This window comes from Microcoleus sp. ARI1-B5 (assembly GCF_036705795.1).
Lineage (GTDB): Bacteria > Cyanobacteriota > Cyanobacteriia > Cyanobacteriales > Microcoleaceae > Microcoleus.
In genome coordinates this window covers 100,446-113,829 of the sequence record NZ_JAUBVK010000023.1, presented here as the reverse complement: position 1 = coordinate 113,829, position 13,384 = coordinate 100,446, and the positions used below count along the sequence as shown (strand labels likewise).

The following is a 13,384-nucleotide window of genomic DNA, read 5'->3' as shown; positions in this document are numbered from 1 at the left end:
GATGCTGAAATCGGGAAATTGAAGGGATTTTCATCCGTATCATTATTGACAAATTGCAGCGTACCTGTTTTATTTCCTGCTGTCGCTGTATCGACTTGAACTTGCAAATTAGCACTCGCGCCGGCGGCGACAGTTGCAGGTAAATTTCCGACTAAGCTAAATCCGGTTGGTAGAGTAGGATTGCTGAGGTTTAAAGCTGCTGTACCGAGATTTTTCACGGTAAAGGTTTTGTTGAGAGTCGCACCGACTGTGACACTGCCAAAATCAATTGTACTTGTACTACCATCAGCAATATCCGTTGTCCCGTCTAATACTTGAATTTCTGGTGCAGGTGCGTTGTAAGTGACACTATTATCCGTACTGGTACTAACAGTATTGTTATTGCCTGCTGTATCGGTAACGCCGTTAGCTTTGATGCTGGGAATGACGTTCCCGCTACCTGTCATGCCGTTGACTGCAACAGTGTAAACAGGGCCGCCACCTGTAATAGTTGGCGTTAATGTTCCCGTTGCTGTACTTGTAGTTAAGTCGATATCAGCAGCATCAAAACCAGTCACAGGTTCGCTAAATGTGACGGTAAAGTTGATGGGTGAAGTAGCTGTTGGGTCGGTTTGTGCTGTTGCTTGGTTGATGGTGACAGTGGGTGGAGTTTTATCCACTGTATAGGTTTGGCCTGTGGTAAATGCTGCTGTCAGCGCGTTACCGGGAATATCATTAATTGTGGCTGTGGCGGGTACGTCTAAACCTAAATTGCCATCACCACTAATGCTGTTAACGGTGACATCAATAGTTGTACCTGTCGCTGCTGAAACTGAGGCGATATTGCCGTTGACAGTGCCTGTTTTATTCAGGGTGAAGTCACCGATATCTAAGTTTTTAACTGGTTCGCTGAAACTAACTGTGTAGGTGACGCTGTTGCTGTTGGTGAGTGTGGCGGTGGGGGTTTTGCGGGTGATGCTGGTGACTGTGGGGGCGATGCCGTCTATCACCAGTGCTTTGCTGCCGCCGAGGGACTGGAGTGAGGCAAGGGCGGGTAGATTTAAGTTTGCGTCGATGTTAACGCTGTCTTTGATGGTGCCGCCGTTGAGGGCGGTGGTGGTGAGGTATTGTAAGTCGAGGGTGCTATCTCCAGGTTGAACTGTGTAGCTGAAGGTGAGGGTGGGGGTGCCGCTGCCAGCAGTGTAGTTGGCAAATCTGTCAGTTGTGCCGGTTTCCAGTTGCAGTTGAGGCGTGCCGGTGATGGTGACGGCTTCGGAAAAGGTGGCGGTGATGTTGATGGTAGCGCCGATGCCGTAAGTGCCGTCGTCGGCGGTGGCTGTGACGTTGGTGATGGTGGCCGGTGCCAAGCTCCACAATTCTCTGCCGTTGGTACCGTCATCGGCACTGAAATATAGGGTGTTGTTGAGGTTGATGAAGCTGTTAGGGAATGAACCGTTAGTCCCAGGATTAATGTCCTTAACGAGAACCGTGCCCGCTCCGGTGCCATCGCTCTTCCACAATTCATAGCCGTTGGTAGCGTCAAAGGCTCTGAAATATAAGGTGTTGTTGAGGTTGAAGAAGTTGCCAGGGAATGAACCGTTAGTCCCAGGATTAATGTCCTTAAGGAGAACCGTGCCCGCGGAAGTGCCATCGCTCTTCCACAATTCAAAGCCGTTGGTAGCGTCACCGGCTGTGAAATATAGGGTGTTGTTGAGGTTGAAGAAGTTGCGAGGGGTTGAACCGTTAGTCCCAGGATAAATGTCCTTAAGGAGAACCGTGCCCGCGGAAGTGCCATCGCTCTTCCACAATTCAGTGCCGTTGGTAGCGTCATTGGCTCCGAAATATAGGGTGTTGTTGAAGTTGCTCAAGTTGTAAGGGTTTGAACCGTTAGTCCCAGGATAAATGTCCTTAAGGAGAACCGTGCCCGCTCCGGTGCCATCGCTCTTCCACAATTCATAGCCGTTGGTAGCGTCATTGGCTGTGAAATATAGGGTGTTGTTGAGGTTGATGAAGTTCTGAGGGTTTGAATTGTTAGTCCCAGGATAAATGTCCTTAAGGAGAACCGTACCCGCTCCGGTGCCATCGCTCTTCCACAATTCACCGCCGTTGGTAGGGTCCTGGGCTACGAAATATAGGGTGTTGTTGAGGTTGATCAAGTTGTAAGGGCCTGAACTGTTAGGCCCAGGATTAATGTCTTTGAAAAGAGTAGTGCCTAAGATGCCCTGGTAGCTGGTCATTGCTGCGCTGGTGAGGGCGAGGGGGGTGGAGATTTGGCCGATTTTTACGAATAATTCCCAGTCTCCGCCTAGTGCTTGATTCCCGGTTTTGTTGTTGGAGGCGGCGATGTTTGCACCTGTTAGTTGATGCAGCTTTTGAATAAATTGCAATCCGGTTTCTTTGGCTGCTACATTGCAGCCGTAGAGGAGGATGTCGGCATTTTTTGTTAACGCTTTCCCCCACTGTTTAATTTTGTTGCCCAATTCGGGTAAGTTCTGATTGCTTAAGGTTCCTGAGCCGAGGTGTAAAGTGCCGGGGCTACCGTGGGAGAGGATATGAATTGCTTCTATATCGCTTTGAAGAGCCAAGGCGTTAGTAATTTGTTCGACCCCGCTGAAATTTTCATTTAAAATGACAATTTCAGCGGCATCGGCGCTTTCTATCAGGCTTTGATAATCTTGTACAGAAGAGTCAACGAAAATGATTTGCTTAGTCATGGTTAATTTTGTGAGAATTTTTGTTTGGGATTGTCAATGCTAATCGGCTTGCTGGTGGTAATTTTCAGTAAAAATGCTGAAAATCACCTGCCGTTTTTGTGCATGGGAAATAAACACGCAAAACTTGCGCTCTTGACTCATGGCTGCCAACATTCGCTCTGTTAAACTACCGACAGGGCTAGTCACGGCGCTGTGAAACCGGGGGTGAGAGCCCGGCTGATGGCGGATAGCAAGGTAGAGCCCGATCGCGGAAGTCCCGATATAAAGTGGACTTTCTGGGGCATCGACTTAAAATATCTTTAGGGTTTACAAGTAATCTGCACCTGAAGAGAATAAAATAATTGCTTGGTTTTAGATACTTGTTCTGACAGAGTATCTGGTAGATATTAGTTAGATGCCTTCTGATACCTGAATTGTAACAGCCCTACTCTACCCCTGTCAGTCGGAAAAGTCGGATCGTTAAAGTCGGAAAAGTCGGAAAAGTCGGATCTTCAAAAATGGCGATCTAGGTCATTGCTTTTTGTAACGAAATGTGGTATGGGAATATAGTGTAACGAAGGCTGGGTTAAATAGAAGGTCGATCGACCACAAGTCAGTAATGACTCAAGATCGATCGACCAAATACTTAGATTAAATCGCGACGGCGCGATCGTAATTTCAACAGTTCTGGACGCAGAAACCCGGTAGCTTAAAATAATACAATACGCGATTGTTAAGACAGATCCCCCCGGCGCCCCCCTTTTTAAGGGGGGGGACAAGAATTAGATCGAAGTCCCCGCAACGATTCGGGGGAGTAGGGGGTATGCTGCAAGGGATCTGGACTCAGATTAAAGCGAGATTATTCAATGGTTTCAGGATTAATTTGAGACCAATACTTACTAACGAGCCCAATCAGTACCGCGCCATATCGTGAAAAACAAAACACTAGAAATCAGCGCGCCCAGCAGCCACTTAACAGCATTTTTAAATAACCCCGTGCGCTGATTAGACTGAACAGTAGCGCTTTGCGCCTGCAACCGTTCCTTAGCCGGAGTAATTCTCGAAAGAATTTGGTCTTTCAATTGCTGCGGGTTTTGCGTATCCGCTTGTACCCCCAAACGGTTAAGTTCCCCCGCCAAATTCTTTAAATCTTCAGGACTACCCTTGTTTAGCTTGTCTTCCACCTGCTGCAACTGAGCTAATTGTTGGTTGGCTTGAGTAGTAATTTGCTTGTTGTTTTGGTTGTTGACGTAGATAGTGCCAAAAATTCCCAAAGGCATCATCAACAGAAAAACCACCGCCAGCAGCAGACACACCCAAGACAAAACTTTCAAAAAAACGTTTTCCAAACCTCTGCGATCGTACCCTTCTCCAAAAAATATCAGCGCCATTGCCAGCAGAGGAACTGGCACCCGTTCCACTACAGCCCCAATAGTCTGCAATTCCCAGACGCGATTGCCAAAATTTGCTGGTATCAGAACTGCGATCGTATCTAATAAAGATAGAATTAATAGACCGTAGCCAATCCAACGCAGCCTGTAGATAGAAAAACCTTGCTCGCCTTGTACATCATTCATAAAATCATCACAGTTGTGGTTACGAAAAATCTCTCTTTACTCGCCCAAAAAACCGATACAAGCCCCTGACTTAAGTCGTGGAGTCCCCAAATTTTAGACTTTTGTTCGAGATCCCAGATTCATCTTGAGAGTAAATCTAAAATCTAAAATCTAAAATCTAAAATCGACTGACTCAAGGTTCGGGAAATCGGGGCTGCCACCACCCATACCAAGAAACCCAAGCATTCTCTAGAATTTTTTGGGCATCTTCTGGAGTTGTTTTATCCAAAGGCACAGACATCTGAGTCCACAAACAGCGCCGGTCTTGAATATTTCCCCTACCCAACAGCCAAAACAGAATGCGGTTCGGCTGCCAATCGCGAGTATTTCGATTGTATCTAAACTGTTCGGCAGTGACTGTAGGACTGCCGCGAGGATTGATACAGGAACTCAAATACAGTCGATTTTTCTGTTGCAAAATTCCGTGAAACCCCGCGCCTTGAGTCTGGGCTAATGCTAGTTTACCAAGAGACGACTTGAGAATAGTATGTCCCTTCATCATACTTTCCACATCCCCAATCGTGTTTACCGCATAGCGCATCTCTATTTCTAGAGCAATTCTGTTTTTTTGATATTCATACTTTCTGGCAGCCTTTACTTCAGAAGTATCGCTAATTTTCAGCGGTGTACTCTTCTGTAGTTTCCACTCTGCTAGAGGCACCTCCGAGGGAAAGTCAAACTGGGTTGCAGAATGATTGCCAGTCGAGGGATAGAAGGTCAACTTTCCGGCCACCAACAAAACCCCTGCAAAAGTAACAGCCAACAGAGAAATTCTAACAGGTTTCCAATAGGTAATAGCCATTAGCAATTTTGTTTTTCCTTATTTGGCGTTTCGTTTTGCAAGATTGCAAACCAGCAGAATAAGCCGAAGATGAATACAGCAATCATCGAAAAGACTACCGAACCATTTCCTTCATGCCAGTATTTAAATGCTGCGGGTTGAGATAGCGATACCAGCACTGCCATGAGAGCAACTCGCGCGGCATTCACTACAAATGCAATCAGGACTGCAACGAGCGGTACTACAATTTTCTGCCCCACAGTTGTCGGAAACATCAGCAAGAAAACCAGAGCGAGTCCTAACAATTGTAGAATGGCATTCACCCCCGAACAGCCGTGATATACTTCGACGCTGCCTTTTTCTAGGATGAGAAAAACTCCTTGCCGCACAACTTCAAATCCTAGATAGTGCAGGATGAAAGCTGAAAATTTGGCTGTGTATAGGGCTACATTAACAAATACTCCGATTAATCCGGGAGGAATAGCTGTATAGGCAAGAATTAGCAGTTCCTGCCAATATTGTTTAAGTCCTTTTGTGCCGGAAGCTAGCAATGCTAGACTTATTCCTATTAAGAAAGGGGAAACCCTGATGAAAAAGTCGTAGCCACCAGATATCGAAGAACTTTTGAGCAATATGAAAGCAATTAACGAGGCGCCAAAGAAGCTGGCGAAAATTCCGCTTTCAAAGGTTAAGGATTCGTGCCTTTCCCAAATGAGAAATGCTACGACTCCCCAAAACATTAACATTGTGCCGAACAGGTCAGCGCTGTCAGTTCTGGAAGTTAGAGTCAGGTGCAGGGCAATCAAACCGGAGGCGATGCCTAACAGCCAGTATTTCGGTTCTTGGATGTGTTTGAGCCAGTTGATTTCGGTCATTGCTGCTTTCTGTTTTTAGATAAGACGGCGGTTTCAACCGCCAGAAAGTCAAACGATGTCCTTGCCTTGCGGACTGAAGAGAATAACGTATTTTAATCGCTCGTTCTGCAACCTGCAAGCTTGCGGGTTGTGCTTGTATAGACCCGGTTTCAACCGCCGGGTCTTCTTAACCCAAGCGTATAGCCCTATATAGAAATTATCAGCTACAAACAGTTGCATATATGTTTGGCGGATGAGTTTTAACTAAATCTTCACAAAGATTGACAATGGTGAATATTTATGATACAAAAATGCACTTAATCAAATCAAAAATTACGGAGCAACCGGGTTTTTAACTAAAATACTTGGTTGAAGACCTGGATAAGAGTTAAAAAACCGGTTAATGATTCACAGGCTAGACGGAGCGATCGCACGCAACTGACTAATTGGCGTATATCTTGCTGTAGTAAGTTTGATATTCCTCGGAAAGTAGGGGTTCCCACCACTCGCGATGGGCTAAGTACCATTCGACGGTCTGCCGCAAACCTTCTTCAACTGTGACTGAGGGAGTCCAACCTAACTCTGTTTTAATTTTGTTGGCATCTATAGCGTAACGCCGATCGTGCCCTGCTCTGTCTTTGACAAATGAGATCAGTTGTTCGCAAGGACGCGCGGGCAAATCTTCGGCTAATTCGTCCATTAGCTGGCAGAGCATTTTGACTAAATCGAGATTTTTTACCTCGTTGTTGCCGCCGACATTGTAGGTTTCCCCGGGCTGCCCGCGGTGGATAACAGCATCTAATGCGCGGCAGTGGTCGAGCACGAAGAGCCAATCTCGCACGTTTTGACCGTCGCCGTATACTGGCAGCGGTTTGCCCAATAGCATATTGATGCACATTAATGGAATCAGCTTTTCGGGGAAGTGATAGGGCCCGTAATTGTTGGAACAGTTGGTGATGATTGTCGGGACGCCGTAGGTGTGGAAATAGGCGCGGGCGAGGTGGTCGCTGCCTGCTTTTGAGGCTGAGTAGGGACTGTTGGGCGAGTAGGCTGTTGTTTCTGTGAAGGCTGGGTCGTCGGGGCCGAGACTGCCGTAAACTTCGTCGGTAGAAACGTGGAGGAAGCGCATTTGGGCTTTGACAGACAAGTCATCAATTGCTTCCCAATGCTTGCGGAAGGCTTCTAAGAGTGTGAAGGTTCCGACTACGTTGGTTTGAACGAAGGCGCCTGGCCCGATAATTGACCTGTCTACGTGGGATTCTGCGGCAAAGTGGGCGACTGTGTTGATGTTTTCTTCTTTGAGCAAGGTATCGACTAGGGTACGATCGCAAATATCTCCCTGTACAAACCGAAAATTTTCTCCTCCTTCGAGACTTGCCAGGGTTTGTCTGTTGCCGGCGTAGGTTAAAGCGTCGAGTACGATTACTCGATCGCCCGGATAGCTGCTGCACCAGTGATGCACAAAATTCGAGCCGATAAATCCAGCCCCGCCCGTCACCAACAATCGGCGAGCCGATCGCTCAATGCCTTGATTCCCGCTGTCTGTCATAAAAATAAGAGTTTTTCCAATAACTAAGTCTTTTCAAAAGTAGCCTTAAAAGTAGTTTGTCATCAAGTGTTGGTCGCCCTGTGATTAAATTTTCTATTGTCTGACTTCAGATTTTCTAATTTGGGCGCGATCGAAATGTTGGCTAACTTGACTTTAAGTTCTACGGATTTGTTAGTCAAAACGCTTGCAACACAATGGTTTCAGATTTTTAAACAAGCTGTTTGAAATTTTAATTGCGATCGGGCGATGTTGGCAGTTGCGATCGATCCGCGATTTGGGCGGCGATCGCCTGTTGATAGATTTGTAAAGAGCTGTTACCATTTATTTTTTAATTATCCTTTACAATCTTGCTTGGCACCATGAAAAAGTTTCAAGTGTTAGCTGGCATTGCTTCCACCGTCGCGATCGCCAGCAGCATCGCCATAGGTGACGCTGCATCTGCTTTCCCCTGTTCCTACAACAAATCTGGGGCTGCTCAATCTGGTTCTGGGACAACGATCCTGGGTTCCGGCGGCTCGGATCGAATGAATCCGTGGAAATCCTACAACACAGCAGCTCTCGGTTTCCTAGGTTTGGCTGGGATTTTGGGTGGAGGTGCGGCCTACATGAGCTATCGTGCCGGTAAGCGCGCCTCTGCTGCTTGCGATGCGATGAGCGATAATTTTGAAGTTTTTGAAGAGCCGATCGCAGATGCAGGTGTAGCTGAGCCAGCAGATGCGGTTGCAGCCGTTCGCCAACACCCGGAAGCTCCGGGCGGCGAGCTGGATTTGCCGAGAGCGCAAGTTGCCGAGTTGAGTGCCGAAAGTGCGATCGAACAAGGCCAAAGTGCGATCGTCAAATAATTATCTCAAACCCAAGTATTCGCTCAGCAAGCCTCCAATCTTGCAAGATTGGAGGTTTTTTTGATTTTGAATTATCTACCGCCCTACTTTTGCCTGTGATGGCGATCGCGCCCCAATAAGCTGCAACCTGTGTATTTTAGTCAGTGGAACGAGGTTGCTGCATCAGTTTTTTCTGCAAGTAATTAACTCAATAGACTTGAGTTGCATAAATCTTTAATGCCATTGGGAAACCGCACATTAACGCACATTAACGCAGATGCCTTTCCTGATTGGAGAAGGAAGGCTTGCGATTAAAGTCTAATACCGATACTTTAAATTTAGATGACTCAAAGCGAGACAGTACGCCGAGGCTCTCGCTAGAAATACTTTTCATATCAATCGGAGGGTAGACGGCAAGAGTTCCAATCGCCTGCTACGCTTAGAAATATAGCCCTACCGATTTACAAGTATAGGTTATGAATGCTTGGCGCGATCGATTCAATCAATTTACAGGTAAAACTCGATTGGCAGTTTGTCGCGTGTTCCTTCAGCTAACAGGCGAAGAAGTTGCACCGGTGTTAGGAGTTCTCAACCGCACCGCCAGACAAGCCATTGATGCCGGTGGCGATGTAACAGTATTAGGAGAAGGCCTGGTGGAAATTTGCAATCACCTGTTGCAGTACGACAACTACTGGCAAGGCGCCGCCAACGAAGGCGATGTTTTTTGGGATGAAGGCGAAGCGGGGGATTATGTGGATGAACTTTTCACGGATTCAGCCGATCGCTATCTGAGCGAGCCTCAATACAGCACATCTGTTTACGATAAAAATTCCCCCTTGTCTTTGCCGGTAACTAGAAATGTGGTGGTGATGCTGACAGTTGCTTATGAAGGCGAAGTTCCCGCCCTAGAAACTGACCTCGCTGACATCAGCGCGCTGAAAGTCGGTTTAAAAGCACTGATTAATTTGCATTACCAGGAAAGGCTGCGAGCTGTGCAAGTTCACTTTTCTCCGGCCCAGTTGGGAGACGAACTTACTAACGACCAAGTTTTGGTCAATTTCCCCGAACTCATCCCCCTTTAAAAACTAGCAAACTCCCAACTCAAAAAAGCGAATCTGCGCCGATAATTCCCTCCTAGCCTAACAATCTTTCTAGGCGCAAAGTAGAAAAGAGGGAAAAAAAGGTTGGTAGTGAGGACTTCAGTCCTCAAGGTGGGAAAAAATAATGAGTTGAGTCCAAAGTGCGGGTATTGAGGGAGTTGTGGATAATTCAAGACGGTGGGTATCGGACAGTCCAAGAATCAAAAGGAGAGTGAAAAACATATCCTGCGATTGCTTCGTTCCTCGGAATGACCCAAAAAAGCGTTAACAATCGCGTATTGATTACCAATAACCAATAACCAATAACCAATAACCAATAACCAATAACCAATAACCAATAACCAATAACCAATAACCAATAACCAAAAATTATTTATGATGCTGCGAAAACTGACAATTTATTTAATGGCTTTAACGTTCTTGTGGACGGCAACCGCCTGCGGTTCTCCTCGCACAGAAACTCCTGTAAATCCTGGTGCCAATAATAATCCAGCGGCTAATCGCAATGTTAACACAGTGCGTCCTGCACCAAGCAATAACTTGAGTCAAGGCCAATATCCCGTACAGCAAGCTACCTACAACGATGCTGATGGGGAATACAGTTTGATGTTGCTGAATACTCCCCCCGGCAGTCCCCCAGTTTACCGCACTACCGATTTGCAAATGGCTCGCTTGACGGAGGAAGAAATCTCGGCAGGCAAGAAAAGTTATCTAAGTCTGGATAACAATAAACCGGTGCTGCATTTGACAGAAGATTTTAAAATAGAGTACGTTCACAACGTGACCGAAACTGTTAACAATCCTCAAACAGGTCAGCCCCAAACAGTGGTAGTTCGGCAGCAATCAGGCTTCTGGGCGCCGTTTGCAGGGGCTTTGGCCGGTCAGGCGATCGGCAGTTTGTTGTTTACACCGCGATATTACGTGCCGCCATTCTATCAGCCGGGGGTGGTGATGAGAGGATATGGCGGGTACGGCAATACTTACCGCGAAGCTGTCGGACAATATCAAACTCGCTACCAAGCCCCGCCTCCGGCTGTGAGAAACCGTCAAGTTTTAAGGACGACTGGGCGCTTGCGATCGCCCTCATACAACGAGCCAGTAAGACGCCCAGTACAGCCAGGAGCCAATCGATCGACCGGTTCGGGTTACGGCGGCAGCACTTTGAGGCGATCGCAGCCCGGTCGAAATCAAAACAGGCGGAGTCCGAGTTTTGGTAGCGGCAGGAGTTCCCGCCAACCGAGTCGCAGTCGCTCTTTCGGAAGCGGCAGAAGGCGCTGAGGAAAGAGATTGCCAAAATACGTGGCGATCGCACAATTTCTGAATAACTTAGATTGAGACTGTAGCAAAGTTGTAGTTTAGCTTGCAGTCAAATCTTATGATTCAGAAAAAAAGCGAGTTTTCTCGAATTGCTGGCATTCTCGCGATCGCACTTTTAGGCGGCTGCGGATTATTTATCCTGAAAAAACCCGCACAGTCTATCCCCGCAAAACCGACACCGGAAGAACTTGTACAAGTTACTGAAGTGCGATCGCTCCCCGGCCAACTCGACAACATCCCCCTCTTCAACAGCGACAGTCCCGAATGGGTAAAAAAAGAAGGCATTTTGCTCTCAACCTTTCCCCCAGAAGGCAAAAAAGTCCCCGCCGCCCACCTTAACTTTCCCTTACTCGGGCAATTTAACTTGTTTGCGCACCATTTTTCTCACACTCCTCCAAATTTGCAGACATTATACATAGGCGCGGTGCTATACAATCCCGGGCAAGAGCCAATAACGGTGGAAGTTTTGCAGGCAGCGAGTTACCTGATGGAACCGGAGGCGCCGTTCAAACAAAAACCCGAACAAAGTGAGACTCCCAACGGCGAAGTATATTCTGGCCCGGGGATTCGGGCTGTGGATAGCGTGTTGCGGGGAATGCGGCAGCCGGATTTTCCCGAAAAACTGGTAATTGCACCGGGCGAAACGGCTATGCTGATGAATCGCCCGATTCCGGTGCGGGGTTTGTCCAAGCCGATAAATGGTCGTTCTACCTTTGTGCGGCTCAAAAGTAGCAGCAGAGTTTATGCGGCAACTTTGGCGATGTACGCTAAGCAAAATGCTGATGGGAGCGATCGCGCGCCGACTCTCCAAGAATGGCAGGAATTGCTCGATAACGGCGGTTTGGCAGGCCCGCGCGACAAAACCCCGACTCCCCCCGGCGCGAATGGTAATTTGATTTACGGGCGCGTTGCGGGGGTGCAGCAGGGTTCTGGGTGGCAAGCTCAATTGGTCGATCGCGATACAGCGGATCTCAAAATTCCTGAAATTGGCAAAGGGATATCTTTTGCGATCGCCACTTTGCGCGGAGGCAAATTGGGAACCGAACAAGTGCAAGCAGCAAAACTGCTGGCGCGCTATCCTGACACCGCCTACGAAGCGCACGGCAATTACGGCGTTTACTACGATCTGGCTTTGCCGCTGTACAATAACACCGACAAAGCGCAAACGGTAGCGCTGAGTTTGGAAACGCCTTTAAAAGAAGATTTACTGTCAAAAAATGGATTGCGCTTTCGCAAACCTCCGCTGGATTTTCCCTATTTTCGAGGGACTGTGCGGCTGCGCTATCAAGACGATGGCGGTGCGGATACGACTCGCTACGTGCATTTGTGGCAGCGCGTCGGTCAAATTGTGGAACCGATGGTAAAGTTGAGGTTAGCTGCGGGTGAAAGGCGATCGGTAAAAGTTGATTTTATCTATCCTCCCGATGCTACGCCGCCACAAGTATTGACAGTGAAGACTTTGGAATAGTTGAGTGGGCGAGCTCTGCCTCTGCCCGACTCAAAAAATATGTGATTTAATTGCTACATTGATATGTAGGTGACAAGTATGTCTTCTTCACTACCTCCGTCAGGGAAAAGAAACCCTCTAGGATTTGATGAATTGATTGCGATCGTGGTTGCCTTCGGCACGATGGGAGCAATTTTCTTTTGGGTAACAGGCAGAAATCCCGATCGATTGAATGCCAGAAGTTGGCAATTTCCAGCCGTTTTCTCTCAACCTGCTGCTGCACCTGGGAACTCGACAATATTAACGCCTGTGCCGCCGAATTCGGATTTGCGATCGCCCGCTACAATCCTCCTTCCCTCGCAACCGGATATCGCTCCTGTGGCACCTTTAGGGCCGGTTTTACCAGCAGTTCCTCCCATGGGGACGATCGTTGTTCCCCAAACGCCAATTGAGCGCGAGGCTGTCCCTCCAGTCATTACCAAACCGAAAGCCGCTAAACCAAAAGCTGGGCCCCTTAAGCTCTCCGATGTTCCTGAAAAATATTGGGCGCGTCCGTTTATTGTAGCTTTAGTCGATCGGAAAATCTTTACTGATTTTACCGACAACCAGTTTCGTCCCGAGGAACCGATGACGCGAGCCGAATTAGCGCGCTTAATTCAGCGAATAGGCGACAAAGAACCGCGGCGAAAACCCGTTGATTTTAAAGACGTGAAAGACAACAGTCCGGCCGCTGGGGCGATCGACCACAGCGTCAAAACTGGATATCTTAAAGGATACCCAGACAATGCCTTCCGTCCCGACAAAGAAGTTCCCCGCGTCGAAGTCATCGCAGCTTTAGCTAGCGGTTTAAACCTGAAACCGTCAGCGAAAGCCAGCAAGACATTACAAGTTTATACAGACAGGAAAAAAGTACCGAAATGGGCAGTTAACAAAGTAGCAGCAGCCACGGAAGCTGGCATTGTTGTCAACCACCCGAAGCCCACACTTTTGCAGCCTAATAAAATAGCTACTCGCGCCGAAGTAGCAGCCATGATCTACGAAGCTATGGCCAAACAAGGCAAAGTCCCTGCTAAGCCTTCTGAGGCTGTGATGAAGCCTGTAAAGTCGTCCAAATAATATTTTTGGGGCGCCGAAGCAACGCCCCAGAATCAGATTTAATCGTTATTGTTTGTAGTAAGGACTTCAGTCCTTTTTTTGTATTTCCTGCGGACTGAAGTCCTCACTACG

General features: G+C 47.7%; 13 protein-coding genes. 6 read left to right on the top strand and 7 right to left on the bottom strand.

What is annotated here, in order from left to right; translation table 11 throughout:
• The 6 genes from QUB63_RS26190 to rfbB form a co-directional block, all read right to left on the bottom strand.
• Positions 1-2,693 (bottom strand): ELWxxDGT repeat protein (locus QUB63_RS26190; protein ID WP_332948286.1); only part of this gene is annotated, 2,693 nt, incomplete at its 3' end.
• Between the two features lie 39 nt (positions 2,694-2,732).
• Positions 2,733-2,879, bottom strand: a complete 147-nt coding sequence (locus QUB63_RS26185; RefSeq protein WP_332948285.1) for a hypothetical protein — start codon at positions 2,877-2,879, stop codon at positions 2,733-2,735.
• Positions 2,880-3,571: 692 nt separating this feature from the next.
• A complete protein-coding gene (hpsJ-A, locus tag QUB63_RS26180) occupies positions 3,572-4,249 on the bottom strand; it encodes an HpsJ-like protein, cyanoexosortase A-associated (RefSeq protein WP_332948284.1) in 678 nt (225 codons plus the stop codon).
• Between the two features lie 172 nt (positions 4,250-4,421).
• Positions 4,422-5,090, bottom strand: coding sequence for a cyanoexosortase A system-associated protein (locus QUB63_RS26175; RefSeq protein ID WP_332948283.1), 669 nt, complete (start codon positions 5,088-5,090; stop codon positions 4,422-4,424).
• Entirely contained in the window at positions 5,090-5,944 is an 855-nt protein-coding gene (crtA, locus tag QUB63_RS26170) for a cyanoexosortase A (protein WP_332948282.1), read from the bottom strand. The genes QUB63_RS26175 and crtA overlap by 1 nt, the downstream gene beginning before the upstream one ends.
• 421 nt (positions 5,945-6,365) lie before the next feature.
• Entirely contained in the window at positions 6,366-7,472 is a 1,107-nt protein-coding gene (rfbB, locus tag QUB63_RS26165; protein ID WP_332948281.1) for a dTDP-glucose 4,6-dehydratase, read from the bottom strand.
• Positions 7,473-7,656: 184 nt separating this feature from the next.
• Between rfbB and QUB63_RS26160 the strand changes: the two genes are divergently transcribed.
• From QUB63_RS26160 to QUB63_RS26150, 3 genes are all read left to right on the top strand, one after another.
• Positions 7,657-7,779, top strand: a complete 123-nt coding sequence (locus tag QUB63_RS26160; protein WP_332948280.1) for a hypothetical protein — start codon at positions 7,657-7,659, stop codon at positions 7,777-7,779.
• A gap of 52 nt (positions 7,780-7,831) precedes the next feature.
• Positions 7,832-8,314, top strand: a complete 483-nt coding sequence (locus QUB63_RS26155) for a hypothetical protein (protein ID WP_332948279.1) — start codon at positions 7,832-7,834, stop codon at positions 8,312-8,314.
• 455 nt (positions 8,315-8,769) lie between these two features.
• Entirely contained in the window at positions 8,770-9,375 is a 606-nt protein-coding gene (locus QUB63_RS26150; RefSeq protein ID WP_332948278.1) for a DUF1517 domain-containing protein, read from the top strand.
• Between the two features lie 218 nt (positions 9,376-9,593).
• Here QUB63_RS26150 and QUB63_RS26145 read toward each other — a convergent pair whose 3' ends face one another.
• Positions 9,594-9,791, bottom strand: coding sequence for a hypothetical protein (locus QUB63_RS26145; RefSeq protein WP_442921840.1), 198 nt, complete (start codon positions 9,789-9,791; stop codon positions 9,594-9,596).
• On the opposite strand from QUB63_RS26145, the gene QUB63_RS26140 reads away from it, so the two are divergent.
• The 3 genes from QUB63_RS26140 to QUB63_RS26130 all read left to right on the top strand — a co-directional run bounded on the left by QUB63_RS26140 (position 9,769) and on the right by QUB63_RS26130 (position 13,273).
• Positions 9,769-10,671: a hypothetical protein gene (locus tag QUB63_RS26140; protein WP_332948277.1), complete on the top strand. Its 903-nt coding sequence runs from the start codon at positions 9,769-9,771 to the stop codon at positions 10,669-10,671. The genes QUB63_RS26145 and QUB63_RS26140 overlap by 23 nt on opposite strands.
• Before the next feature lie 97 nt (positions 10,672-10,768).
• Positions 10,769-12,178: a DUF3370 domain-containing protein gene (locus QUB63_RS26135; RefSeq protein WP_332948276.1), complete on the top strand. Its 1,410-nt coding sequence runs from the start codon at positions 10,769-10,771 to the stop codon at positions 12,176-12,178.
• 78 nt (positions 12,179-12,256) lie between these two features.
• Positions 12,257-13,273: an S-layer homology domain-containing protein gene (locus QUB63_RS26130; RefSeq protein ID WP_332948275.1), complete on the top strand. Its 1,017-nt coding sequence runs from the start codon at positions 12,257-12,259 to the stop codon at positions 13,271-13,273.
• Positions 13,274-13,384 lie beyond the last annotated feature (111 nt).